The sequence below is a fragment of the Microbulbifer aggregans genome, from assembly GCF_020524005.1.
Classification (GTDB): domain Bacteria; phylum Pseudomonadota; class Gammaproteobacteria; order Pseudomonadales; family Cellvibrionaceae; genus Microbulbifer; species Microbulbifer aggregans_A.
This window is the reverse complement of sequence record NZ_JAIVKK010000006.1, coordinates 143,582-168,803: the sequence shown is the minus strand read 5'-3', so window position 1 is coordinate 168,803 and position 25,222 is coordinate 143,582. Positions and strand designations below refer to the sequence as shown.

Annotated in this window: 19 protein-coding genes; 12 read left to right on the top strand and 7 right to left on the bottom strand. The window is 57.3% G+C overall.

The features are described from left to right. Positions 1–311: 311 nt before the first annotated feature. The 4 genes from nspC to LC093_RS12880 form a co-directional block, all read right to left on the bottom strand. Entirely contained in the window at positions 312–1,505 is a 1,194-nt protein-coding gene (gene nspC / locus LC093_RS12895; RefSeq protein ID WP_226665348.1) for a carboxynorspermidine decarboxylase, read from the bottom strand. 134 nt (positions 1,506–1,639) lie between these two features. Continuing rightward, positions 1,640–2,833 (bottom strand): saccharopine dehydrogenase family protein, encoded by a 1,194-nt coding sequence (locus tag LC093_RS12890; RefSeq protein WP_226665346.1) that lies wholly within the window; start codon positions 2,831–2,833, stop codon positions 1,640–1,642. 402 nt (positions 2,834–3,235) lie between these two features. After that, a complete protein-coding gene (gene speA, locus LC093_RS12885) occupies positions 3,236–5,158 on the bottom strand; it encodes a biosynthetic arginine decarboxylase (RefSeq protein ID WP_226665344.1) in 1,923 nt (640 codons plus the stop codon). Positions 5,159–5,480: 322 nt separating this feature from the next. Beyond that, the gene (locus tag LC093_RS12880; RefSeq protein WP_226665342.1) at positions 5,481–6,113 is read right to left on the bottom strand and encodes a DUF6515 family protein; all 633 of its coding nucleotides are present in this window, start codon (positions 6,111–6,113) and stop codon (positions 5,481–5,483) included. Between the two features lie 205 nt (positions 6,114–6,318). Here LC093_RS12880 and panC point away from each other — a divergent pair, with 205 nt between their 5' ends. The 4 genes from panC (at position 6,319) to LC093_RS12860 (ending at position 10,744) form a co-directional block, all read left to right on the top strand. Continuing rightward, positions 6,319–7,167, top strand: a complete 849-nt coding sequence (panC, locus tag LC093_RS12875; protein ID WP_226665339.1) for a pantoate--beta-alanine ligase — start codon at positions 6,319–6,321, stop codon at positions 7,165–7,167. A gap of 26 nt (positions 7,168–7,193) precedes the next feature. Then, on the top strand, positions 7,194–7,583 hold the full coding sequence (gene panD, locus LC093_RS12870) for an aspartate 1-decarboxylase (protein WP_226665337.1): 390 nt from the start codon (positions 7,194–7,196) through the stop codon (positions 7,581–7,583). Positions 7,584–7,910: 327 nt separating this feature from the next. Continuing rightward, a complete protein-coding gene (locus LC093_RS12865; protein WP_226665334.1) occupies positions 7,911–9,815 on the top strand; it encodes a bifunctional acetyl-CoA hydrolase/transferase family protein/GNAT family N-acetyltransferase in 1,905 nt (634 codons plus the stop codon). Positions 9,816–9,817: 2 nt separating this feature from the next. Then, positions 9,818–10,744, top strand: coding sequence for a histone deacetylase family protein (locus LC093_RS12860; protein ID WP_226665333.1), 927 nt, complete (start codon positions 9,818–9,820; stop codon positions 10,742–10,744). Positions 10,745–10,801: 57 nt separating this feature from the next. On the opposite strand, the gene LC093_RS12855 is transcribed toward LC093_RS12860, so the two are convergent. Continuing rightward, positions 10,802–11,155: a cupin domain-containing protein gene (locus LC093_RS12855; protein ID WP_226665331.1), complete on the bottom strand. Its 354-nt coding sequence runs from the start codon at positions 11,153–11,155 to the stop codon at positions 10,802–10,804. Between the two features lie 299 nt (positions 11,156–11,454). Here LC093_RS12855 and acs point away from each other — a divergent pair, with 299 nt between their 5' ends. From acs to LC093_RS12835, 4 genes are all read left to right on the top strand, one after another. Further along, on the top strand, positions 11,455–13,392 hold the full coding sequence (acs, locus tag LC093_RS12850) for an acetate--CoA ligase (protein ID WP_226665329.1): 1,938 nt from the start codon (positions 11,455–11,457) through the stop codon (positions 13,390–13,392). A 183-nt stretch (positions 13,393–13,575) separates the two neighbouring features. Beyond that, positions 13,576–14,427, top strand: coding sequence for a universal stress protein (locus tag LC093_RS12845; protein ID WP_226665327.1), 852 nt, complete (start codon positions 13,576–13,578; stop codon positions 14,425–14,427). A gap of 63 nt (positions 14,428–14,490) precedes the next feature. After that, positions 14,491–14,907 (top strand): hypothetical protein, encoded by a 417-nt coding sequence (locus LC093_RS12840; RefSeq protein ID WP_226665314.1) that lies wholly within the window; start codon positions 14,491–14,493, stop codon positions 14,905–14,907. A gap of 88 nt (positions 14,908–14,995) precedes the next feature. Next, positions 14,996–15,373 carry a VOC family protein gene (locus LC093_RS12835; RefSeq protein WP_226665309.1) on the top strand — a complete coding sequence of 126 codons (378 nt, stop codon included), beginning with the start codon at positions 14,996–14,998 and terminating at the stop codon, positions 15,371–15,373. A 45-nt stretch (positions 15,374–15,418) separates the two neighbouring features. Here the strand turns inward: LC093_RS12835 and LC093_RS12830 are convergent, their stop codons facing one another. Then, entirely contained in the window at positions 15,419–15,973 is a 555-nt protein-coding gene (locus LC093_RS12830; RefSeq protein WP_226665304.1) for a PadR family transcriptional regulator, read from the bottom strand. Between the two features lie 289 nt (positions 15,974–16,262). Here LC093_RS12830 and alaE point away from each other — a divergent pair, with 289 nt between their 5' ends. The 4 genes from alaE to LC093_RS12810 all read left to right on the top strand — a co-directional run bounded on the left by alaE (position 16,263) and on the right by LC093_RS12810 (position 19,732). Continuing rightward, positions 16,263–16,841, top strand: coding sequence for an L-alanine exporter AlaE (gene alaE, locus LC093_RS12825; protein ID WP_226665300.1), 579 nt, complete (start codon positions 16,263–16,265; stop codon positions 16,839–16,841). 33 nt (positions 16,842–16,874) lie between these two features. Then, positions 16,875–17,567: an Asp/Glu/hydantoin racemase gene (locus LC093_RS12820; RefSeq protein WP_226665294.1), complete on the top strand. Its 693-nt coding sequence runs from the start codon at positions 16,875–16,877 to the stop codon at positions 17,565–17,567. Positions 17,568–17,845: 278 nt separating this feature from the next. Then, on the top strand, positions 17,846–19,282 hold the full coding sequence (locus LC093_RS12815; protein WP_226665288.1) for a response regulator: 1,437 nt from the start codon (positions 17,846–17,848) through the stop codon (positions 19,280–19,282). A 96-nt stretch (positions 19,283–19,378) separates the two neighbouring features. Continuing rightward, on the top strand, positions 19,379–19,732 hold the full coding sequence (locus LC093_RS12810; protein ID WP_226665284.1) for a DUF4870 family protein: 354 nt from the start codon (positions 19,379–19,381) through the stop codon (positions 19,730–19,732). Positions 19,733–19,845: 113 nt separating this feature from the next. Here the strand turns inward: LC093_RS12810 and LC093_RS12805 are convergent, their stop codons facing one another. Further along, entirely contained in the window at positions 19,846–25,101 is a 5,256-nt protein-coding gene (locus LC093_RS12805; protein WP_226665280.1) for a S8 family serine peptidase, read from the bottom strand. Positions 25,102–25,222 lie beyond the last annotated feature (121 nt).

Here is a 25,222-nt window from a genome sequence, read left to right as displayed (position 1 = left end):
CCCATCCCTGGGCGCTGCGGCGCAAACATCCTGTTTGCGACGCTCCTGAAAACCCGCACCTGGCACTCTGCCTTCGCGTCAAGTAGTGGACTTCGTAGCAACCAACGGTTGTTCAATACATGCTGCTTACGAAGTGATAAATTCAGAAAATTAAGGTGAAGTGCCGGGTGAAAGGTTTCAAAAGCGTCGGCGACAGGGACGTCGCCGACGCAGCGTACAGGGATGTATCCACAGCGGTTTTGAAACCTTTCACCCGGTGCTTCACCGCCACTGCGCTCAGATCAAAGCAACAAGCGGCGGGCTCGGGAATATCACGAAAGCCGGTTCTTGAAATCCTCGTAACCAAATTCTTTGATCATCCGGAGTTCATCCGTATCGGAATTCCACAGCGCAATTGACGGCAATGGAATACCGTTGAAGGTGTTGGTCTTGACCATGGTGTAATAGGCCATTTCCTCAAACACAATCCGGTCGCCGATTTTCAGTGGATCCGCGAAACTGTACTCGCCAATCCTGTCGCCAGCGAGACAACTCTGGCCTCCAAGCTGATAGCTGTGGGGTAATTCTCCCGGTAGCGATGCGCCGGTAATTTCCGGGCGGTAGGGCATCTCGATCACATCCGGCATATGGCAGGTGGCGGAGACATCGAGGATGGCCTGGTCTTTGCCATTCCACGCCAGATCCACGACTTCGCCCACCAGCACACCGCAGAAAAGTGCCACGGCCTCGCCCGGTTCCAGATAAACCTGCACGTCGTGCTTTTCTGAAAACGCCTTTACCGCGCTGATCAGTTCTTCCACCTGGTAGTCGCAGCGGGTGATATGGTGCCCGCCGCCGAAATTGATCCACTCCATCTGCGGGATCAGGTCGCCAAACTTTTCTTCCACCGCCTTGATGGTGCGCTCCAGCGGTTTGAAATCCTGTTCGCACAGCGTGTGGAAATGCAGACCGCTGATCCCTTCCAGGCTCTCGCCTTCAAACAGTGAGCGCACGATACCCAGGCGCGAGCAGGGCGCGCAGGGGTCGTAGATCGGTGTGTGGCCCTCGGAGTGTTCCGGGTTGATACGCAGGCCAAACTGCAGCTCCGGGCGCTTTTTCTGCGCTTCCAGACACAGGGATTTGTAGCGCTTCCACTGCGAGAACGAATTGAAAATAACGTGGTGGGCAAACTCCAGAATGTCTTTCAGTTCCTGCTCTTTGTAGCCGGCACTGAACACGTGTACTTCCTTGCCGAGATCCTTACCGCCGTATTCCTCATATCCCAGGCGCGCTTCGTTGATGCCGCTGGCACAGGTACCGGAAAGATACTCGGCCACGATATGGCCGATGCTGAACATGGAAAACGCCTTCAGGGCCGCCAGTACCTTGGCGCCACTGCGCTTTTGTACATCGGCAAGAACTTCAAGATTGTCGCGCAGCGCTATCTCATCCACTACGAAGCAGGGTGTGGACACGCGGCTGGGGTCGAAATCACCGAAGTAGTCTTTGCGGGGAGTCAGATCCATAATTTCGCTTTATTGTCGTAGGAGCCTGCTTGCAGGCGAATGGGGCGCAGTACCGGCTTCATTCGCCTGCAAGCAGGCTCCTACAGGGTGCTCATCGTCATGCCGGCGAAGGCCGGCATCCAGAGAAACAGAAGTTATACAAACGGCTTGTCGAGCCAGGTTTCCTGCCAGGGCAGGCCGTACTTGTTCAGATCGTCCATGAAGGGATCCGGATCCAGCTGCTCCATATTCCACACGCCCGGTTTCATCCACTTGCCTTCCATCATCATCTTGGCACCGATCATGGCCGGTACACCGGTGGTGTAGGAGATGGCCTGGGACTGGACCTCTTTGTAGCACTCCTGGTGATCACAGATGTTGTACACGTAGTAGATCTTCTCTACGCCGTCTTTCACACCCTTGATGATGTTGCCGATACAGGTCTTACCCTTGGTCAGCGGGCCGAGGCTCGCCGGATCCGGCAGCAGCGCTTTCAGGAACTGGATCGGAACAATCTGCTGGCCCTGGAATTCAATCGGCTCAATGCTGGTCAGGCCCACGTTCTGCAACACTTCCAGGTGCTTCAGGTAGCTGGCACCGAAGGTCATCCAGAAGCGCGCGCGCTCGATTTCCGGGTAGTGCTTGGACAGGGATTCCAGCTCTTCGTGATACAGCAGGTACAGGTCTTTTTCACCAATGCCTTCGGGGAACTCAAAAACCCGCTTTTCTTCCATCGGCTTGGTGGTTACCCACTGGCCGTTTTCCCAGTAGCGACCGTTGGCAGTAATTTCGCGGATGTTGATTTCCGGGTTGAAATTGGTCGCGAACGGCAGGCCGTGGTCGCCCGCATTACAGTCGAGAATATCCAGGGTCTTGATGGTGTCGAAGTGGTGCTTTTTCGCGTAGGCGGTATACACGCTGGTCACACCCGGGTCAAAACCGCTGCCGAGCAGTGCCATCAGGCCGGCTTTCTCGAATTTTTCCTGATAGGCCCACTGCCACTTGTATTCGAACTTGGCCTCTTCCGGCGGCTCGTAGTTGGCAGTATCCAGGTAGTGCACACCGGTCTCAAGACAGGCGTCCATGATGTGCAGGTCCTGGTAGGGCAGCGCGACGTTGATCACCATGTCGGGCTTGGCCTTCTCGATCAGCGCGACCATTTCGCTCACGTTATCGGCGTCCACTTCCGCGGTATTGATCTTGCGCGGCAGCATGTCTGCGATTTTGTCGCACTTGGATTTGGTGCGGCTGGCGAGAGTGATGTTCTCGAAAACTTCCTCAACCTGCGCGCACTTGTGCGCTACCACCTGACCGACGCCACCGGCGCCGACAATCAGAACGTTGGCCATTTTTTTCTCCCTTTGGGGTTCTGTCAGGCTCCGTGGAACCTGCTAGGTAGTTATGTTGCGAGTCTGTTGCCGGGGCCCTTTTGCTGGACACAGACTAGGCGTCCCCCCTTAACCCATCCATGGGGGCTCGGCTGCGGCCGTCCTGGCCGCAGACGGTCCAGCAAAAGGGCCCCGGCAACAGACTCTTCGCATCAAGTTGTGCACTTCGAGGTAGCTACGGAGTGCAGAAATATAAAGTTAAGGCAGAGTACCGGGGATTGGTTTTCGGAAGCGTCGCAAACAGGATGTTTGCGCCGCAGCTCCCAGGGATGGGTTTACAGCGGTTCCGAAAACCAATACCCGGCGCTCTGCCGCCACAGAGCCAGCAATAGAACCTACCACTGGACCTGAAAAACAAACTATTTACTTCTCGAAGTAGGTATACCCACTCATGCTCGCAGTATAAGTGTGCAAAATATCCTTACGCTGCTGCGCAGTAATTCGCCCACTCTTCACCGCACTCTCCGCCAACTTGCGGAACCGCTCAAACAGATCCTGCGGCGAGTACTCAACATAACTCAATACATCAGCAATGCTGTCGCCGTGAATCTCACGGCTGTAATTCACCTGACCGTCCTGCTCAATGTGCACACTGACCACATTGGTATCGCCAAACAGATTGTGCAGGTCGCCCAATGTTTCCTGATACGCACCGACCAGGAAAGTTCCGAGGATGTACTCCTCACCTTCCTTTAACGGATGCAGTGGCAGAGTCTTGCGCACATCCTGACGGTCGATAAACCGGTCGATCTTGCCATCGCAGTCGCAGGTAATATCCGCAATGATCGCCGAACGTGTTGGCGCTTCATTCAGGCGGTGTACCGGCAGCAGCGGGAACAGCTGGTCGATTGCCCAGATGTCTGGCAGCGACTGGAACACACTCATGTTCGCGTAATAGATGTCAGAAAGTACTTCCGGCAGCGCCTGCAGGTCTACCGGCACCTGATCCACCTCGTCCAGCAGCTTGCGAATCTTCTGCGCACATTGCAAGAACAGGTTCTCCGCCAGCGCACGGTCGCGCAGGCTCACCTGGCCATGCAGGTACAGCGCGCGAATTTCATCGCGGTAATAAAGCGCGTCGTTGTAGCTCTCCTGCAGGTTTTTTGCTGTCACACTGCTCAGCGCATCCTGCAGATTCTTGAGCATCGGGTGTGAGGCGTCCGTAATGCGGCCTTCCTCAAGTTCGATCGGCTCAAAGCTGGTGGTATCCAGAATGTTAAACAGCAAAACCGACGAGTAAGCTACCGTTGCACGGCCGGACTCAGTAATGATCACCGGGTGCTCGACGCCCTCGCTGTCCAGCGTGCCCATGATAGCTTCCACCACGTCCACACAGTACTCGTCCAGGGAGTAGTTCTTGGAGTGGGTATAGTTTGTCTTGGAGCCGTCGTAATCCACTGCCAGACCGCCGCCCAGGTCCAGGTAACCCATCGCAGCGCCTTCCTCGACCAGGTCCGCGTAGTAGCGGCATGCTTCCAGCACACCGGTACGGATATCGCGGATGTTCGGTACCTGTGAGCCCAGGTGGTAGTGAAGCAGTTTCAGGCAGTGCAGCATGTCGTGGTCGCGCAGCTTGTCGACCATCGCGATCAGGTCATTACTGCCGAGACCGAAAATACTGCGGTCGCCGCTGGTGGCATTCCAGTAGCCGCCAACCTTGCTCGCGAGTTTTACCCGCACACCGATATTCGGCTCCACCTGCTCGCGTTCCGCGCAGTGAATAATGGTGTCCACTTCTGAGGGCGTTTCCACCACGAAGAATACCTGCACGCCAAGGCGCTGCGCCTGCAGGCCCAGGTTAATGAATTCTTCGTCCTTGTAGCCGTTGCAGACAATCAGTGCGTCGGTGTTGTCGAGAATCGACAGGGCCGCGATCAGCTCGGCCTTGCTGCCGGCTTCCAGACCGTGCCCAAACTGGCGACCGGCCTTGGCGATCTCCTCGATCACCTGGCATTGCTGGTTTACCTTGATTGGAAACACGCCGCGAAAAACATTGCGATAGCCACAGCTGTCGATCGCGCTGCGGAAAGAATTGTTGATGCGCGCTACCTGTGCGTCGAGCAGATTCTCAAAACGCACCAGTAGTGGCATACCCAGTCCGCGCTCAGTCGCGCCATGGGCAATATCCAATAGCGAAACGGCATGGATTTCACCGGCTTCGTTTTTAACTTCAACAGTCATCTCGCCGGACTGGTTCAAATTGAAATAGCCGGCACCCCAGTTGCGGATGCCGTAGAGCTCTGCGGAGTCTTCGCAGGTCCAGTTTTCGATTTGTTGCTGCTTCATGGCGCCTCGTTATTGGGCTGGAGAACTGTTGGTGTTCAGGGGCGCGAATCTTGGGGCCAACGTTTGGTGAAAGCAATAACTATAGGAAAGAAAAATAGCTTTTTTTACCGAATAAAAATTAAATTTTTATTCGGTTTTTTATCGCTGTTTTTCATATGTGTAAGTGGGTATTTATACGCAAGGTGTATGAACAATTCGCGGTGCGGGGGCTGAAAATAAAAAAGGCGACTCGGAGTGAGTCGCCAGAGGGGCAAGTAACCGAATAAAACTTCGGTTCATTGGAAGGTCAAACTGTCTGACGGATACCCTGTGCTCAGCGGACTCAATAAAATCCGGGATTTGCCACTACCCGGTAACCGCCGCGGTGGCTGTCCCAGCGGTAGTAAGTGTCGTAGGCGACAAAGTAGTTGAGGCCGCCGAAGCTGACACTGACCGCAGCACCGGGCAGGTTGTAGATGATTGCGCCTACCGGTGCCTGGGATACCACATAGCCGGGACCGTAGGGACGATAGAAAATGCCATCACTGAAGTAGTATCCCAATCCGCCAAAAGACAGGCTGATGTAAGAGCTGGGCAGGCGCTTCCAGTGATACCCATAGTGGTAGTGGGCCGGGCGCCAGCGGTGCTTGTGTGGACGATGTACCGGGCGATGTGGTTTGTAGTGCCCGCGACCGTGCCCATGTCCGTGACTGTAGCGATCACCGTGGCGACGGTCGCCGCGGTAGTTGTGGCCGCGATCCCGGTCCCCGCGGTGGTCACGGCGGTCGCGACGATCCTGCTGGTGGTCGTAACGGCGCCGTTTTTCGTTGTCGTGGCCCTTCTTGTCGCGTTCGCGATGCTGCTGAACATGCTTGCCGCGATCACCGGTGTGGTGGCGGTCGTCCCGGTCTGCCAGGGCGGGGCCAGCGGTAAGCAGCAGGCCGGCTGTAGCTAGGGCGGTAATCAGTGTTTTCATGGTCGCTCTCCGCGGCCGCTGGTGCGGCTTTCTGTGAACTCTCGTCTAACTTGGGGGCCAGTTTGCCCACCTTTCACTGAATCCTTCCTGAACCTGGGGAGAAATCTTCACAGAAAACCGAATTTGACCAATGTTTCCCGATTTGTCGTCAATAGGAGTGAGGGGTAAGATGCCGCGCGAGTAAACATCTGGCGGATCCCCGGCAATGCAAGTCTTTCACCATGTGGCCAGCCTGCGCGAGGCGCTGGCAGAGGCCCGCCGCGATGGCAAGACCATCGGCTTCGTGCCCACGATGGGCAATCTCCACGACGCCCATATCGAGCTGGTCAAACTGGCCCAGCAGTCCTGTGATGTCGTGGTGGTCTCTATTTTCGTCAATCGCCTGCAGTTCGGCCTCAACGAAGACTGGGACACCTATCCCCGCACCATGGAGCAGGATATGGCGCGCCTGCGCGGGGCCAATTGTGACTATCTGTTCCATCCCGATGAGAGCGAAATCTACCCCAACGGTATGGATCAGCAGACCCGCGTGGTCTGCCCGGCGATGACCGATGTGCTGTGCGGCGCCAGCCGCCCGGGCCACTTTGAAGGGGTGACCACGGTAGTCTCCAAACTGTTCAACATTGTGCAGCCGGACAGGGCCGTCTTCGGGGCCAAGGATTTCCAGCAATTGGCGGTGATCCGCCGCATGGTGGAAGACCTGTGTATCCCGGTGGAGATCGTTGCGGCACCGGTGCACCGTGAGGCCGACGGTCTGGCGATGAGCTCGCGCAATGGTTACCTGACCGAAGAAGAACGTCCCAAGGTCGCAATCCTGAACCAGTCACTGAACTGGGCGCGCGAGGCGATCGAAAGCGGCCGCCGGGACTTCACTGCGCTGGAAGACGAAGCGAAGGCTCGCATCGAGCAGGCGGGCTTCAAGGTGGATTACTTCTCCATCTGCAACAGCCGCGACCTGCAGCCAGCAGCACACGACGACCGCGAGATTACGCTGTTGGGCGCGATGTACACCAGCGGTGCGCGCCTGATCGACAATGTTTCTCTCTCCATGTAATGGGCGATGTAACGGGAGGTCGCAAAATGCAAATTGAGATGCTCAAAGGCAAGCTGCACATGGCTGCGGTGACCCAGGCAGAACTGTGGTACGACGGCTCCTGTGCTATCGATGAAGACCTGGTGGAGCTGGCCGGGCTGCGCGAGTTCGAGAAGATCGATATTTACAATGTGTCCAACGGCGAGCGCTTCCACACCTATGTGATCCTGGCCGAGCGCGGATCCGGGATCATTTCCATGAACGGCGCCGCCGCGCGCCGGGTGCAAGTTGGTGACCGGATCATCATTGCGGCCTATGCGCAGATGTCTGAATCCGAGGCGGATGCTTTTAAGCCGAAGCTGGTTTATCTGGATGAGAAAAACCGGGTTGAGCGTAGTACCAATACTATTCCGGTGCAGATGGCTGAGCCGGCTTAGATAGTATTCTTCGGAGAGGTGGTGGTTTATAGCTGGTCCGGTATTCTGCCTTCTATTCGTAATTATGTTCTTCGTTAGCTTATGTGATCCGAGCTCAGACTCGATGTGAAGACAAAGTGCTGGGGGTTAGTTTTTGAAAGCGTCGGCGACAGGGACGTCGCCGACGCAGCGTACAGGGATGTATCCACAGCGGTTTCAAAAACTAACCCCCAGTGCTTTGTCGCCACTGGATTTGCTTAGACGGGACCCCGAATTCCAGAGTCGATCTTGTGACCCTGAGTCCATCCGCCTACCATGACCCAACCAAGGTAGGAAGCCAGCCATAAAATGTCATCCCTGACTGATCCAAAAACCAGTGCACACCTCCACTGGGATCAGCTGCTGAAGAGCGGCTGTCGTATTTTCATCGGCTCACACGCCGCCGTGCCAGACGCCCTGATGGCCGACCTGATCGACAACAGCCGCGGGCTCAATGATATTCAGGTCACCCAGGTCTTCACCCTGTCCGACAACATCTGGGCCGACCGCAAATACGCCGAGCTGTTCAGCATCAATGCCCTCTACATCGGCGGCACCGCCGTTCGCAATGCCATAGCCGAAGGGCGTGCCGACTACACCCCGACGTTTCTGTCCGAGGTTCCGAAACTGTTCCGGGATCACGTGCTGCCCCTGGACGCAGCGCTGATCATGGTCAGCCCGCCGGACGAGCTCGGTTACTGCTCGCTCGGGGTCAGCGTTGATGTCGTCTCTGCGGCGGTAAAAAATGCCAGCATCGTGATCGCCCAGGTCAATCCGGCCATGCCCCGTACCAGTGGTCACAGCTTTATTCACCGCGATCAGATCCATGCGTGGATGACTGCAGAAGTGCCTATTCCAGAATCGCCGCCGCCGGAAATGGATCAGGCGGTCGAACAGATCGGGCAGTATGTATCACTGCTGGTGGAGAATGGAGCGACCCTGCAGATTGGCATGGGCAAAGTTCACGATGCGGTTTTGCGCTACCTGGGAAACCACAAGGACCTGGGGATCCATTCCGAAATGATTTCCGACGGTGTTGCACGCCTGATGAAAAGCGGTGTGATCAACAACCGCAAGAAAACCTTCCACACCGGCAAAACCATCACCAGCTACTGCATGGGCTCAAAAATGTTGTACGACTTTGTCGACGGCAATCCCCATGTGGAGCTGTACCCCGCAGAGCATGTCAGCTCGCCGGTGAAAATTGCCCGCAATGACAAAATGGTCGCGATCAACAGCGCCATCGAGGTCGACCTGACCGGGCAGGTGGTTTCCGACTCCATCGGACGACTGCTGTACAGCGGGATCGGTGGCCAGGTGGACTTTATTCGCGGCGCGGCCCTGAGCAAGGGTGGCAAGCCGATCATTGCATTACCGTCCACCGCGCGGGATAAAGACGGCAAGTTGATCTCGCGTATCGTTGCCGCCCTGACGCCCGGCAGCGGGGTGGTAACCTCGCGCGCACACGTGCATTACGTTGTCACCGAATACGGCATCGCATCCCTGCGCGGCAAGAGCGTGCGGGAGCGAACACTGGAGATGATTCGCATCGCGCACCCGGATTTCCGGCGCGAATTATTGGAAAAAGTGCGCGAATTTTACTGGGTGCCAGAGTATCAGGAACAGGCGCCCACCTCGGTGCCGGAGCTGGGCGCGGTGGAGCAGAAGCGCTACACCTTTGGCGGGATTCGCTATACGTTGCGCCCCCTGCGTCCCGCTGATGAGCGCAGGTTGCAGGAGTTCTTCTACACCCACAATAAAGAAACCCTGATGATGCGTTACAACCACCACGTCACGCAGATGTCGCGGGAGAAATCCTGCAGCCTGGTCAGCGTTGATCAACAGCGTGACCTGGCCCTTTGCTTTATCGATAACGATGGCGGACGCGAAGTGATCCAGGGGGTTGGGCGTTACTATTTTCTGGAAGCGGACAACAGCTGCGAAGTCGCCTTCGTGATCAAGGAAAGCCGCCGCGGTAAGGGTATTGCCACCACATTGCTCAAAGAAATGGAGCTGATCGCGCGCAAGCGCGGCATCGGTAAAATGTTTGCCTGTGTACGCCGGGACAACAAACCGATGTTGTCGATATTTGAAAATAATGGCTTTGTGGCCCGTCCGGGTGACAGCATGGATGAACTGTATCTCGAGCTCGATTTGCTTGGCGGTAGTGACGCGCAAGACCAGTCGGAAGCCCCAGGAAACAATAAGGAATAGTCATGTCGACCGTGGGATTTTTCTCGAGCCCGGCCTGTGGCCTGCACGATATGGGGAATGAGCACCCGGAAAGCCCGGCGCGACTGAGTGCGATCCAGGATCAACTGCTCAGCAGTGGCCTGGAGTTTGTGCTGCGGCATTTCGACGCCCCGAAAGTAACCCGCGCGCAGTTGGAGCTGGTGCATACGCCGGAGTATGTCACCTCGATATTCGAGCGTGCGCCGCAGGAAGGGGTGGAAGTCCTCGATGAGGATACCCGTATGTGCCCGCACAGCCTGGAGGCGGCCCTGCACGCGGCCGGTGCCGCGGTGGCGGCTGTGAATAAAGTGATGGCCGGCGAACTGAATTCGGCCTTCTGCTCTGTGCGCCCGCCGGGGCACCACGCGGAAATGGGCAAGGCTATGGGGTTCTGCCTGTTTAACAATATTGCCATTGGCGCGGCTCATGCCCGCTCCGCGCATGGGCTTGAACGCGTGGCGATCCTGGATTTCGATGTGCATCACGGCAACGGCACTGAAGATTTTGTTTCTGGCCGCGAGGGCTACCTGCTGTGCTCGAGTTTTCAGGCGCCACTTTATCCGTTCACCGGTACCGGCGACGTGCCGGGCAATATCGTCAATACGCCGCTGGAGGCGGGAGCGAATGGTGACGTACTGCGCGCGCTGGTAGAGACAGACTGGTTACCTGCGCTGGAAGCTTTCCGCCCGCAGATGCTGTTTATCTCCGCGGGATTTGACGGCCACATTGAGGATGCAATGGCGCAATTGCGTTTTCGCGAAGATGACTACCGCTGGGTAACCGAGCAATTGCGGATGTTTGCCGAGCGGCACTGTGACGGGCGCATCGTATCGACACTGGAAGGCGGTTACGCGCTGTCGGCGCTGGGGCGCAGTGTGGTTGCACACCTGAATGGATTGATCGGCAGCTGAATACGGCGTTGGCCGTATCCAGCTCCCGGTTCGCGCGGTGCTTGGTTTTCGCGCAACTTACTCTTCGTAAATCGCGTAAAACTTCTTCACACTGCCGATGGTTTCCCAGGTGCCGCTAAAGCCAGCGGGAATACAGAAGGCGTCGCCAGTAGTCACCGTTTCGCTGGTGCCATCGGCATCGGTAATGATGGCCTCGCCTTCGATGATGTAGCAGAACTCGTCCTCACTGTAAGTGAGTGTCCACTTGCCGGTATCGGACGACCAGATGCCGCAGAAGAAATTGCCTTTGCTGTTGGTAAAGAAATGCTCGGTGAGTTGCTGGGGCATGCCCGCCAGCACTTTATCCGGGGCAATCGGCCCCGCTTCTTTCTCCCCGCGGCCTTCGCTGATACGCAGTAATTTCGCAGCCATAATTGCAACTCCAGAAATGTGATCACTTTTGGCTATTGTGCATGGGAGTGAGAAAAAAGGCACGGGAATCCGGTCGCCGGGGTGGGAATCGCAAAAGCGGGCAGGCTATGATGGGGTGAAAGCATTTGTGACAGCGTTGTCATTAAGCCGCTGCCAGTGGTATAACTTGTCGGGAAATGGGGAGTCATAATTCATCCCCAAGCGCGTATCTGAAGCTGCTCCGGGCATTGTCCCGGCTCGCGCGTCCCTCAGCGAAGGGCGGTGCGCGCACCCCGATAATACTAATAAGGGAGAAAACAATGTCTGAAGTGCACACTTACCCGGTGCCGCAAGCCTTTGCCGCCGATGCCCTCGTTACCGCCGATGATTACCAGCGCATGTATCGCCAGTCTGTGGAAGATCCGCAGGCGTTCTGGTCGCAGCAGGCGAATGATTTCCTGCAGTGGAACAAACCCTTCAGCAAGGTTTGCGAGGAAGACCTGAAAAAAGGCCAGGCAGCGTGGTTTGCCGATGGTGAGCTGAATGTATCGGTCAACTGTATTGACCGTCACCTGCCGGCACGGGCCAACCAGACCGCGCTGACCTGGGAGGGGGACGACCCCGCGGACAGTAAAAACATCACTTACGGTGAGCTGCACGAACAGGTCTGCCGCCTGGCCAACCTGCTCAAGGCCCGCGGCATCAACAAGGGCGACCGCGTGTGCATCTATATGCCGATGATCCCGGAAGCGGCCTATGCCATGCTTGCGTGTGCGCGTATCGGTGCCGTGCATTCGGTGGTTTTTGGCGGCTTTTCTCCCGACTCTCTCAAAGACCGTATCCTCGATTCCGACTGCCGCCTGGTAATTACCGCCGACGAAGGCCTGCGCGGTGGCCGTAAGGTGCCGCTGAAGGCGAATGTGGACAAAGCCCTGGCCAGCTGCCCGGATGTGCATACCGCTATCGTGGTCAAGCGCACCGGCGCCAACATTGACTGGGATAGCAAGCGCGATATCTGGTACGCCGAGTCCGTTGCCGAGCAGGGCAAAGAGTGCGCACCGGAGTCCATGAATGCGGAAGATCCGCTGTTTATTCTCTACACCTCCGGTTCCACCGGCAAACCCAAGGGGGTGATGCACACCACCGCGGGCTACCTGCTGATGTCCACCATGACGTTCAAATACGCCTTCGATTACAAAGAGGGTGATGTCTTCTGGTGTACCGCCGATGTGGGCTGGATTACCGGCCACAGCTACATTGTCTACGGCCCCCTGTGTGCCGGCGCCATTTCTCTGATGTTTGAAGGTGTCCCGACTTACCCGGACGCATCCCGCTGCTGGCAGGTTGTGGAAAAGCACAAGGTCAATATTTTCTACACCGCACCCACCGCCATCCGCGCGCTGATGGGCGCCGGTGATGACTTCGTCACCAAGTGCGACCGCAGCACACTGAAACTGCTTGGCACCGTGGGCGAACCAATCAACCCGGAAGCCTGGGAGTGGTATTACGAAGTTGTGGGTGAGAAGCGCTGCCCGATCGTGGATACCTGGTGGCAGACCGAAACCGGTGCGCACCTGATTACCCCGCTGCCTGGTGCTACGGACCTCAAGCCCGGTTCTGCCACGCGTCCTTTCTTCGGCGTACAGCCGGCGCTGCTGGACGACAAGGGTCAGGAGATTGCGGGTGAAGGTGAGGGTGCACTGGTGATGAAGGCCAGCTGGCCGAGCATGATCCGCAGCGTTTTCGGCGATCACCAGCGCATGATCGATACTTATTTCTCCACATTCCCCGGTTACTACTTCACCGGTGACGGTGCGCGTCGCGATGCCGATGGCTACTACTGGATCACCGGCCGTATCGACGATGTGCTGAATGTGTCCGGCCACCGCCTGGGTACTGCGGAAATCGAAAGTGCCATCGTGTTGCACGAAGATACCGCCGAGGCCGCTGTGGTGGGGTATCCCCACGACATCAAGGGGCAGGGCATTTACTGTTACGTGACACTGAAAAACGGGCGTGAGCCGTCAGAAGAGTTGCGCAAGGAACTGATCGACCTGTGTGTGCAGGAAATTGGTCCCATCGCCAAACCGGATATTATCCAGTGGGCGCCGGGTCTGCCGAAAACCCGCTCGGGCAAGATCATGCGCCGTATCCTGCGCAAGATTGCCAGCAACGAACTGGATACCCTGGGTGATACTTCCACTCTGGCCGATCCGGCGGTTGTGGACGAGCTGATCGATCACCGCGCCAATCGCTGAGTGCGATAGTGACCGGTATAGTGATCGGTACAAAGCCGGGCTTTTGCCCGGCTTTGTTGTTTGTGTCCCCCGGAAACTGAGTACTACTGGTGCAGACAAAAACCGCGTCGGGTGATTAAATGCTCTCTGATCGCAAGGTGTTGGTGTTGATAAGACCGTTCCACTGACGATACAGGAAGTGTCATGCAGAAAATTCTCGTCATCCTCGATAAGCCCAAGCACGAACAGATCGCGCTGCGACGCGCGCTGGAACTGGCCAGTAAAGAGCCGGTGCAACTGCACCTGGTCAGTTTTGTTTACGAGCCGATTCAATGGCTGCCGTTTGTGCAGGATCCCGCCAATGATATTTCCGCCCGCATTCGCACTGAACGCGAAAGTTGGCTGGAAACACTCAAACAAGAGACCGAGCTGCCGGACGGCACCACCAGCGAAGTGGTGTGGCATCCGGACATTCCGTCCTGGACTCACGATTTCCTGGAAGAACATGCATTTGCGCTGGTGGTAAAAACCGCGCAGAAACAGTTCGGCAAAGGCGGTTTCGGTTCGATCGACTGGCGTCTTATCGAAAGCCTGCCGGTGCCTCTGTGGCTTGCAGTCAATACCCACTGGATCAAGCGCGACCGAATTGTGGCGGCACTGGATCCGGCGGTGAACAATGCGCTGCATGTAGAGCTAAACCAGCGGGTTCTGAAACTGGCTGGAACCACGGCGCAGGCACTCGGTGCCGATTTTGAAGCAGTAGCCTGTATGCCGGTTCCCGATGTGGTTGCGGACCTGGACACCTTTCGAGAGCAGACCGGCGCACTAATGAACGCGCTCGACAAGGTTATCGCCGATAGTGGTGTCGACTGTAAAAAGACCCACTTCGTAACCGGCAAGCCGGCAGTGGAAGTGAACCGTGTTGTCGATCGTAACAAGGCGCGCATGATTATGGTGGGACGTGGGATACGCAAAGGCGCTCGCGGTTTTGTACTGGGAAATACCGCCGAGCGGATTCTCGGTCGTTCCAATACCGATGTGCTGATTGTGCCCTGATAGTCAGAGCCAGCTTTTAAAGGGGCGCGTGGAGCGCGCCCGGTTGTAGAAGGAAAGTTGTCAGTGGACGAACGTCAGTACTTGTGTGAGCACTATCGCTTTAATGCCGAGCAGCGCCTCAAGGGGTTTAATTTCTTTGTGGTGCTGTCGATGTTTGCCGACGGTGGTGTTTTTACCGCAGTGGAGAAGGGGTTTCACCCGCTGATCCTGGTTCTTGTAGGCGGATTCATTGTTATTGTGTCGGCGGTTTTCTGGATCGTCGATGCGCGCAGCCGCCAGTTGCTAAGTCTATCGGTTCCCGGGCTAAAGGCACTGGAGCAGCAGCTCTCCGCGGAATCGCGCCTGTTTATCCGCGACAGCCAAAGTCACGGGCGCATCGTGCGCTATACCTTTGCCATTCGCGCGCTGATTCTCGGGCAGTTCCTGTTCGGGACCGGTGTGGTTCTCTACGGCCTATTGCGCCTCTTTTCGCTTATCTGATTCACGGGCCTCGCCCTTCACCGGTGCGGGGCTTTGGGACTCTATACTGAGCTCCAGAGCAACCGGCAACACTTTGGAGAAGGGCGAAATGCTGGACCACTTGAAACTGACTGTGCACGACTACCAGCGCAGTAAAGCGTTTTACCAGGCGGCGCTGGCGCCCTTGGGTTACGAGCTGGTCATGGAAATGGCCGAGTGGGCCGGGTTTGGCTGGGGCGATAAGCCCGACTTCCTGATCAAGGGCGGCTCCACAACCAAGCCTCCAGTAAGCATCGCGTTTCGTGCGGAAGACCGGGATACGGTACGGGCCTTTTACGATGCTGCGAAACAGGCTGGAGGCAAGGATAATGGTGGGCCCGGGTTGCGACCGGAATACCATGACAGCTACTACAGCGCCTGTGTCATCGACCCGGATGGGCACAGTGTTGAGGTGGTATGCCATATTCCCGAAGACGCTTTTGAATAACGGGTGATACCACCTGTTGTCCCTTCTCTAGTGGGCCGTCGATAATTAATCGCCCGTGAGGTGTTTCTCATCGTCCAGTCGCGCGAGCAGCTGCTCCGCCCAGCGAATCCAGGTTTTCTCCGTTTCAATCCCGAGCAGCAGTGGCTGGTGTGCCAGCCACAGGTGCTGCTGTGAGGCGGCGTCGCGGTTGTAGAAACGCTGGTTCTGCTCCTCATAGGTTTGCAGCAGCGCGCGGTGCTCGGCGAGGTGGCGCTCCAGCTCTGCACGCATTACCGGCGGATCCACATGGTGGCCGGCAAACACCTGCAGCAGCAGGGGGTCGCGGATTTTTTGTGGCGCGGCTGGCTGTTCGGCCCAGGCCTTGAGAGCCTTGCGACCGGCGTCGGTCAGGCTGTAGACCTTTTTGTCCGGGCGGCCTTCCTGGGCCTGCTCAATACAGTCCAGCAGACCCTCTTCGTGCAGTTTGTGCAGCTCGCGGTACATCTGCTGGTGGCTGGCGCTCCAGAAATGGGTAACGCTGCGCGCAAAGCGGCGTTTCAGGTCATAGCCGCTGCCAGGTTCGATATCCAGCAGGGTGAGTACGGCGAATCGCAGTGACATAGGGGCTCGCTGTCAGTGGGTTCCCGGGGGGTGGCCCTGAATCAGGGGGTAGGGCTATGCAAAAGGTTGCATACAAGGCCAGTCTAATGCGGATCCTGCCGGCTGAAACCCCCTGCGCCTACAAAAAGGGAGAGAAATTGGCTGTGCCAGGGGTTTATTAGGATATTTATTATCTCGATAAGCCCCGGTTAGGATGTTTTGTATGGAAATTACTTCTGTATGGTAGGTCTAGCCTAGATTTTAACGATCCAGCGGATATAATCGCGTTGCTCATCAATGTGAGCAAATAATGAGCAATAAGCGCGAGACAGATGTAGCCATGTCCCCCCAACCTCTTTCCAAAGCCACTGAAGCTATCCCGGTTTCACCGCCCGTCATGGTGATCGAGGAAGATCAGCCGGACATTTGCGACACCCCGGCAAAGCCGGCCTCCCGTCGTCGCGAGTGGCTGTTGGATGTGTTTGCCATGAACAGCTTTTCCTGGGCGATTGCGATTCCCATCGAGCTGCTGCTGGCGGGTATGAGCTGGAATGAGCATTTGAAGGTGCGCCTGTTGGCGGTGTTCTTCAATACCGTGATTGCGCGCCCGTTCAGTCTTTACCGCAACTGGGTGGTAAGCCACATGGGCGGCACTGGTGCGCTGCGCAACTACATGGTGGATACCTTTGTCTTCCTGAGTTTCCAGCTGCCGCTGTATATCATCAACATGGCCCTGGGCGGCGCTTCACTGGTGGAGATCGCTACGGCAAGTGGCGTATTCGTGCTGATTGCTGGTGCCCTGGGGCGCCCATACGGCATGTATCTCGACTGTTTGCGCCGGCTGTGGCTGAATAAGCGCCCCGCGGTGGAGCGTGCTACCGCCAGTTGATCGTCCGAGGGGGCGGTTCGCAGGAGAAAAATAATGCAGCGTAACAATATCGAACACAGCTCCCTGACCATTGGTGTTGTCGCTGGCACACCCACCGATACCCGATTTGGTCTGGATTTCCTCGCTGCCCGCCAGGTGGCGGGCGTCGGTGTGTCCATATCCAGCTCCCCGCAGGCGCAAACCCAGCTGCAGGCGCTGGGGCGGGCTGAACTGACCGAGCGCCTGATCGAGGCGATTAAGTCTCTAGTGGAGAATGGCGCCGAAGCGGTCATGATTTACTGTAATTCGCTGTCCGGCGCTGTGGATTTGCAGGCGGTACACGCGGCGGTAACCGTGCCCGTTATTTCCCCGCTGGATGTGTACGCAGAGCTGACGCGCCGCTATCGCAATTTCGGTCTATTGGCGGCCAACTGCCAGAGTTGCGCCAATATCGAGCGGGAGATTCTCTCCGGTAATCCATCGGCCAAGGTGATCGGCATTGGCAACCTGCAGATTGTTGAGGACATTGAGGACGGGCTGTCCCCGGCGGTTATCGTGCAACAGCACGCGCTGGATGATCTTGCTGCCGCCCTGGTGAAGAGCGGGGTGCAAATTCTTATCCTCGGCTGCACACATTTCGACTACTTTTATGAAGAGTTGTTAAGCCACTGTGATGGGATACGGTTGTTCCTGCCGTCCGAGCGTATGCTGGCGATGTTGCAGGAGCGGCTGCAAGTGGCAGCCTGAATATCGTCTGCCGTAAGTGGAATTAGTGTCTGGTAACTCGGATTCCACTGCTTTTTCTGTGAAATGGCGTACAATAGACTTGTTTGACGCGAGAAGTTGCAGTATCAATCGCGCCAGAGACCGACGGAGTGGCTATTTATGGCCCCTTAGGGCCAGGGTGGCTCGAGGTTAGAGCGGTCTTCATGGAAACATGAATGCAGGCGTTAATAGTAAAAATAACGCGCTATTCAGCAACCGGGTCGCAGGATTGACCCGCGCAACACCAAGTGGTTACAAGGATGAACAGGACCATTGTCAGTCGCCGTTCGGCGTATGGCACCCTTGCGGGTGCGCTATTCCCCATAGATTTTCCCCGTTTTGGTGCGTTGAGACCGACGCGCAGCCTGTGCCTGCGCGCGCTGGCCGCTCCCGGACTATTGACGGTGCCGTCGCTCGCCAGTGCCTTTCCCGGCGAAGAGTGGCTGCTGGGCATCCAGTTGCCGCTGGCGTGGGTACTGGTCTCCGCTGTGATTGCGGTTGTTGCCATAGCGGCGGCCGTAAGGGGCAGCGCCCAGGCCAGTGCCGCGCGTGAGTCTGGCGCGGCCCAGGCCGCTGATCTGCAGGTAGAGAATGCCAAGCTGTTCCGGCAGGTGCAGTCTCGCGTGCATGAGCTGATGACCCGCGACAAGCTGCTGGATGAGGCCAAAGCGGCGGCAGAGCAGCAGGAGGAGGAGCACCGGGATTTTCTGTCTATTTCCGGGCACCGGATGCGCAAACCGCTGGAAACCCTGGTCAGCACCCTGAACCTGCTGTCACGGGTTGAGGACAGTGATGTCCGCCAGTTGGCGGAAGCTGCCTTGGGTCAGTGCCGAATGCTGCGGGGGGGTATCGAGGATATTCAGAGAGCGGGGCAGGTCAGTGGGAACGAGGCGGCTGAGTCGGTAATCACGCGTCAGGAGAGTCAGCGTGAGCTGGACATCCTGCTGATTGAGAACAGTAACCACCCGACGCTGCGAACCCGGCTCGAAGCGCTTGGACACCGGGTGCGCAGGGAAACCAACGGTGTGGATGGCGCGGATGCGGCATTGCGGGGCAAGTTTGACCTGGTACTGGTGGATATACGCTTGCCGCTGATCGACGGCGTGGAAACAGCGCGCAAAATCCGCGGGGATTACGCCAACGAATCGCTGTTGATCTTTGGCATGGTGGAGAATCCCACCGCAGCCGATCGTGAGCGTCTGGTGGCGCGAGGTCTCAGTGGTGTGTTGCCGGTCAGTCCCAGCGACAATCAGCTGCTGCAGTTGCTCGGCTGGGTGGATGAAAAGACCCGCAGCAGCGCACCAGCGGGAAAATCGGGGCGCTCTTCCAAGGTATTCAACCCGATTACCCTCGAGCGCCAGCGGGACACTCTGGGCCACCTGGCCTTTGCCGAGTTGTTGGGCGATCGCCTGGCGTCGCTGCCGAAGAAGATTACCGCATTCACCAGCGCGTTGACTGGCCGACACTGGCTCGATGCCCAGCATCAGGCCCAGGCCATCGCCGCCGAGGCGGAGAGCGTCGGGCTGGAGATGGTTGCCAGCCGCCTCAAGGCCATGGCTGCGCGCCTGACGATCGACAGCGAACGGGATTATTGCCGCCACCAGCGCACCGAAATCCTCGGCCTGATGCGCAATTCAATCCAGCAATTGAAGTCGTGGCGGGAGAAAAATGTTCATACGGAGTGGGCGTTGAGATGAATACCAGCGCCGCTGCGACCAGTTGCGGCGCGCGCATGTGTATTTCGATCATTTCACCGTACACTGATTGTTGATTGACTGACTGGAAACCGAGCCATGTCCGAGCAGTACCCGAGTCCTGTGGACAAGGAGCGCGAACAATCCGCGCGGGATATTACGACGTTTGTATACCTGATCCAGGCGATCAGCCTGCTTACAGCGGTGCCGTTTTTTGTGGCCGTGATTATCAATTACGTGAAGCGCAACGATGTGCGGGGCACATTGGCCGAATCGCATTTCCGCTGGCAGATCCGCACCTTCTGGTACTGGTTGCTATGGTTGGTGATTGGTACCGTGACCTGGGTCATCCTGATCGGGATGGTGATTCTGTTTGTGAACCAGATCTGGGTGATTTACCGCGTGGTACGGGGCTGGCTGGCGTTGGCGGATAATCGTCCCGCCTATTCCTGAAAGAGTTTGAGGTAAGACCGGTAAACGGTGAGAGAAAGTTGAGCGGCCAGTTGGCCGCTCTTTTTTTGCCAGTAAAAAGTTACCCGACCGAAGCCGGGTAACCATGGCGGGGATTAACGGAAGAAACGGCGGCGACGCAGGACGCCGGCGATGCCGAGCATCAGCAGCATCCATGCGGAGGTAGAACCACCGGATTTCTTCTTCTTGGGGGTGTCAGAAGTGGTGTCGCCGTTGTCGCCGGAGTCTCCATTGTCACCAGTATCGCCGGAATCACCGTTGTCGCCGGAATCACCGCTGTCGCCGGAGTCTCCATTGTCACCGGTATCGCCGGAATCACCGTTGTCGCCGGAATCTCCATTGTCACCGGTATCGCCGGTATCACCGTTGTCGCTGTCGTCTTCGGAAATTGCGACGGTAACGGTTTTGCTGGAACTCAGCTCACCATCACTTACGGTCACTTCGAACAGGTACTCCCCGGCTTCGCTGGCGGTGAAGCTGGCAACAGCCTGAGCGGCGTTTTCCAGCACTGCCACCGGGCCATCAACCTGTGTCCAGCTAAATACCAGTGAGTCGCCGTGCTTATCGGTGGAAGCACTGGCGTCCAGCTCGATGGTGTCACCGACCATACCGTTTGTGGCGGAAGCCATGGCTTCTGGTGCGGTATTCACCTTATTGATGGTCAGGGTAAACGGCTGCACCGCTTGGTCGTTGGAGGATTCTGAGTCCTTAACCACCAGTTCAACCTCATGGGTGCCATTAGCGGTTTCGTCGGCCGTAATGGTGACAGTGCTACCGGACTCATGGCCGCTGACTTCATAAGTGAAGCCTTCACCCATCAGTTCGATGACATTGCTGACGTTGTTCTCGTCAGCATAAGTCACGATGAACTCGGCGGACTCGCCTTCATCCAGTTCGATGTCATCCACCGGAGACAGCTGGATATTACCGGTCACATCCAGGGTCACTTCCAGCACTTCGTTTTCAGAGCCCGCGAGACCGTTGTTCAGGGCAATCGTGTGCACGGCACCCGCTGCTTTCTGGGAAACGTAAGCCTGGAAATTCACCGCAAACTTGGAAATTTCCGGACCGGTGTAGTCCAGACACACAACCGTATTGCCGTCCGCCACGTCGCTGACGTTGTCGAAGGCAACATTGGTACCGACGGAAACATCCATTGCAATATCGCCATCTCTGACAACAGTGCCCAGGTAGGACTTGAAGCCGATGGAGCCTTCATCATCCACCAGGTTGACGTTGTCGTACGCAAACAGCATCTCGTACTCACCCGGTTCGTAGTTGATCTGGGTGCGCAGCATCATCTCGAAGTCCACCATTTGACCTGGTGCGTTGGCTCGCTCGATGTTATCCCACTCCAGTACCAGCCACTCGCGGCTGTAGGTGTAACTCTGGGTTACGCCCGCATTGAGCTCGTGCTCACCGTAACCGGAGTTGTAGCGCGTTACCTGGTTATCACCGACCCAGAAAGGCGCGAGGATGTGCTCCGGCATACCCAGGCCGTTGCCGTCCGGGAATGCTTGGTGCATGGAGGAGAGGCGACGGTTGCCCCAGTACACCAGACCCGCCGGGCTGATCTTGATGGAGTCAAAGTGGTTGGTGTTCAGGAACGGGATGGTGACATCCTGGTCCGTGGCCATCAGGTCCTTGAGGGAGTACTCGAAGTAATTGCGGTAGTTGCCTTCAACCCCTTCCAGCGTGCGCCAGCCCAGTTCGCGCAGATCCAGGTAATCGGGATACGGAGAGTTGGCTGCCGTCAGGTCACACATGCTGTCGTTTTGCGAGGTAGTGACCTTGTAGGTACGCTCCACGTCGCGGGTGGTTTCCTGAATGCCATCGAGAGTCAGGGTGTTGCTGTCCAGCATCGGCTCCGCCGGGGTGCTGGCAGTCGGCTTGATGGACTCAGGGATGATCTCCAGGCCTTCCGGGAAGGTGGTATCTAGGGTGAACGCGCGCGCTTCGGCTTCGTTGTTGGCAATCACGCTGATGGTGAAGTCGACAACGTCGCCGGCTTTGGCTGTGGCCTGGCTCGCAGTGAAGCTGACGTCGTCGTCTACCTGGTTCACGATGACCGGCACAAAGCCGATATTGCCGGCGTCGTTGGCGTTGGTACCGATATCGAAACCGCCGAAGTAGTAGTCGCCAATCTCCATTTCCGGCAGGTTGTAGCTCAGGTCCAGAGAGAACTCTTCATAACCGGAAGTCTGGCTCGGGCCGGAGATAGTCAGGTTACCGTTGTCCTGGTCGACCACGGCGGTTGCCAGCTGGATTTCACGACCTTCGTCGGTCTGGTTGTAGCCAATATTTACCAGGCTGGAAACCACGGTCCAGTAGGTGCCCGCCAGCGGTGCGTTGACGGTACAGAAGTTGGCCGCTTCATAAGTGGTGGACTGGCACAGCAGTTCGTCGCCAGATGGCAAGCCGTCGCCGTTGCTGTCCATACCCATGAAGACCAGTGCACGGTTGGTGTTTTCCCCGATCACGTGGGAGGCGACCATCGCGCTGCCTTCCGGTACTTCGGTCAGTGTGACCATGACCTGTTCTGCGTCATCAAAGGGATCGCCGCCGGTGGTGTCGGTGTAGACCAGCTGGCTGGTCACATCCGCTTTCACCAGGCCGTAGGTACGGGCGGTGAAATCGCTGATCTCGTCGGTAGTCAGCGGGCCAACGGGCACGCGTCCGGAAGTGCGGTGTGCATCTACCTTCACGAAGTCCGGCAAACCGGTGGCGTCGTTGAAGGTCCATACCGGCAGTTCCAGTACCGGGGAGTTACCGGAAGTCGGGGTCAGCACTACCTGGCCCTGGTTGCCGCTCAGGTTGATGTACTGGGTTTCCGATGCGGTATCCCGGTGAGTGGCAGTAATCGTCAGGGTGACCTGCTCACCTTGCTTCACGGTGAAACTTGCCGGCGCAACGGAGATTTCGAAGTTGCCGAGAAAGGTTTCTCCGCTCGCGTTCCAGCTGCCGTCTTCGGTGGCAGTGAAGGTACGTACCCAGGAGCACTCTTCGGTACAGGTGTTATCGACCATGTACGCGGTGTTCAGGCGTTTCGGGAACCCGCCCAGGTTCGGGTTGGCCGCTTCCATATTTTCGATGGACTCGTCGAGCACCAGGCCGGCTTTATCGGCCAGTTCCACGCGCATACGACCGGCGCCCGCGTCCTGGAGGCTGGAGTCGAAACCATCGGTTTTGTAATTGTTCAGGAACACCGAGTTTTTCAGGTCGTTGCTGGCGGTCATCAGCAGCGCGGACTGGACCTCCATGGCGGACCATTCCGGGTGAGACTGGCGCAACAGCGCGGCAGCACCGGCCACGTGCGGGCTGGCCATAGAGGTACCGGACATGGACATCCAGTCGGCAGTGCTCGGGTTGGCAGTAAACGGCTGGTCGTCGGAACCCGGAGCGTAAATGTCTACACCGGGAGCACCGATATCGACAAACAGGGTGTCGATGCCGAAGTAGGACGGTCCACGGCTGGAGAAGTACGCGGTGTACTGTTCTTCGAGGTCGCCTTCAAGCGCAGAGGAACCGGTAATGGTGGCGGTGTGCTCAGCACCGGAAGCCAACCAGTTCACCAGTTTGAGGCCATCGCTGTTTTTGATGTGGATAGCCGGGATTGTGTAAGGGACGTCAGGAATTGTCGTGTAGTTGTCATAGTAAGACGACTGGTTATAAACAATTACACCCTCGGCGCCGCCCGCAGCAACGTTGAGCCCCTTGTTATACAGTGGGCTGGAACTGCGCTTACACAGAACGATGACCGGTTGCTGGCTTTCGTCAATCGCGGTTTCCGGGTCGTCTTCGAAGTCGAAAAATCCTTCCGGATAGGCAGTGTCACAGTTGGGCTGCGTGTAGGTGGAGCTGTTGTTGGGGTTGGTGAAATTGGCGGCATTCACTACGAGACCGGTCAGATCTTCGAAGGTGATCGCACGGCCGGAAATGTTTTCCGGAGGTGTGGTGTCACCACCGGTCATGTCTTTCAGTTCTTTGTCGGTAAAGTCGACCCTGGACTGGGCGGTGTGCGCCGCAACGGTGGTCAGCCAGGGAGATGAGTGGTCGGCACTCTTGAGCTCGGGACCGTTGTTGCCCGCGGCTACGGCGATGAATACGCCGCTCTTGGCGGTGTTGTAGAACGCTTGCTCGATGGGATCCAGCCAGGGGTCTTCCTCGAGTCCACCGATGGAGAAGTTGATCACATCGACGTTGTCGATGGCCGCCTGCTCAATCGCAGAGATCAGGGTGATCGAGGGGCAGCCCGCGTAGGGGTCGCCGGAGCCACCGGGCCAGCACACCTGATAGGAAATAATATTGGCGTGTGGCGCCATACCGGAAACCTGGTCGAATGCCAGATCGGTTTCCATACCGCTACCTTGCGCGGTGTTTTCGCTCAGCTTGTACGGCACATTGTGCAGGACGTTGCCCGCGGCGGTACCCGCTACGTGGGAGCCGTGGCTGTTGTAGTCCTCACCGACTTCCGGGCGGCTTTCCTCAAACACCGGGTCGCTGTAGGCCGCGGTAATTTCCGGGTAGGAATAAACACCGATCAGCTTGTCGTTACACAGGTTGGGCTGGTCGACACAGTCGCCGAGATACTGGTTACCGAGCGGGTTGGTGTGTACATAGCCGTCGCCGCCCTCGGCAGCGAAGGAAGGGTGGTCAGTGTTGATACCGGTATCGATGATACCGACAACAATGCCTTCACCCATGTTCTTGCCGGCTGCGGTGGCCGCCTGTTCCCAGGTGGCCTGGGCGCCAGTCTGCTCGATGGTGTTGAAGGTCTGCAGCTGCTTGATGGTGTTGCGGGTGATGCGCTTGATGCCCGGAACCTTGGCCAGGCGTTTGGCTTCTTCCTGGGTCATCTCGGTGGTGAAGCCGTTCAGGGCAACGGAGAACGCATCTTTCACCTGCAGGGACAGACCCTGCTGCTGCATTGCGTTGTTCAGTACATTGTTGCGGGACTGCTCCAGATGGCTGCGATAGCTGGCGATTTCCGGCTGGTTCAGGTTGAGGGGGCCACTCTGGGTACGTGCGGCCTGCACCAGGCTGCGGGTGGCCGGCTGGCCGGCGATACCGCCGTCATAGGCAGAGATGGGCGCTTCTTCCAACTGCACGATATAAGTGTGCGCGCCGTAAATTCCGGATTCTTCAGTGAAAACGCGGTTCTGCTTTTTCACCTGGAAATTGGTTTTGCCATCCCAGTCATACTGCTGCATGGGCTGGATGGCCTGTTGCTCGTCGGGGGCTGCCCACTGGGCAAGATTATCCGGAATCAAACCGGACTGTGTGGCGCCGACAGACGCACTGATACACAGGGCCGAGGCAACAGCCACAGCCATCTTATTTTTATTAAACATGTTGAACCCTAATCTGGTTATTTTTTGGCATGGCGCTTTCACGCAACCCGGGTGCGTGTTTTTTTATGGAGACGGTTGTGCCAAATGCCATTTGCCCGACGAGTTTTTTCATACCGGCCGG

What these genes read in the sequence shown, in the direction of transcription:
- nspC (WP_226665348.1), bottom strand. Translation starts at nt 1,505, where the DNA reads ATGGATCTGACTCCCCGCAAAGACTACTTCGGTGATTTCGACCCCAGC.
- LC093_RS12890 (WP_226665346.1), bottom strand. Translation starts at nt 2,833, where the DNA reads ATGGCCAACGTTCTGATTGTCGGCGCCGGTGGCGTCGGTCAGGTGGTA.
- speA (WP_226665344.1), bottom strand. Translation starts at nt 5,158, where the DNA reads ATGAAGCAGCAACAAATCGAAAACTGGACCTGCGAAGACTCCGCAGAG.
- LC093_RS12880 (WP_226665342.1), bottom strand. Translation starts at nt 6,113, where the DNA reads ATGAAAACACTGATTACCGCCCTAGCTACAGCCGGCCTGCTGCTTACC.
- panC (WP_226665339.1), top strand. Translation starts at nt 6,319, where the DNA reads ATGCAAGTCTTTCACCATGTGGCCAGCCTGCGCGAGGCGCTGGCAGAG.
- panD (WP_226665337.1), top strand. Translation starts at nt 7,194, where the DNA reads ATGCAAATTGAGATGCTCAAAGGCAAGCTGCACATGGCTGCGGTGACC.
- LC093_RS12865 (WP_226665334.1), top strand. Translation starts at nt 7,911, where the DNA reads ATGTCATCCCTGACTGATCCAAAAACCAGTGCACACCTCCACTGGGAT.
- LC093_RS12860 (WP_226665333.1), top strand. Translation starts at nt 9,818, where the DNA reads ATGTCGACCGTGGGATTTTTCTCGAGCCCGGCCTGTGGCCTGCACGAT.
- LC093_RS12855 (WP_226665331.1), bottom strand. Translation starts at nt 11,155, where the DNA reads ATGGCTGCGAAATTACTGCGTATCAGCGAAGGCCGCGGGGAGAAAGAA.
- acs (WP_226665329.1), top strand. Translation starts at nt 11,455, where the DNA reads ATGTCTGAAGTGCACACTTACCCGGTGCCGCAAGCCTTTGCCGCCGAT.
- LC093_RS12845 (WP_226665327.1), top strand. Translation starts at nt 13,576, where the DNA reads ATGCAGAAAATTCTCGTCATCCTCGATAAGCCCAAGCACGAACAGATC.
- LC093_RS12835 (WP_226665309.1), top strand. Translation starts at nt 14,996, where the DNA reads ATGCTGGACCACTTGAAACTGACTGTGCACGACTACCAGCGCAGTAAA.
- LC093_RS12830 (WP_226665304.1), bottom strand. Translation starts at nt 15,973, where the DNA reads ATGTCACTGCGATTCGCCGTACTCACCCTGCTGGATATCGAACCTGGC.
- alaE (WP_226665300.1), top strand. Translation starts at nt 16,263, where the DNA reads ATGAGCAATAAGCGCGAGACAGATGTAGCCATGTCCCCCCAACCTCTT.
- LC093_RS12820 (WP_226665294.1), top strand. Translation starts at nt 16,875, where the DNA reads ATGCAGCGTAACAATATCGAACACAGCTCCCTGACCATTGGTGTTGTC.
- LC093_RS12815 (WP_226665288.1), top strand. Translation starts at nt 17,846, where the DNA reads ATGAACAGGACCATTGTCAGTCGCCGTTCGGCGTATGGCACCCTTGCG.
- LC093_RS12810 (WP_226665284.1), top strand. Translation starts at nt 19,379, where the DNA reads ATGTCCGAGCAGTACCCGAGTCCTGTGGACAAGGAGCGCGAACAATCC.
- LC093_RS12805 (WP_226665280.1), bottom strand. Translation starts at nt 25,101, where the DNA reads ATGTTTAATAAAAATAAGATGGCTGTGGCTGTTGCCTCGGCCCTGTGT.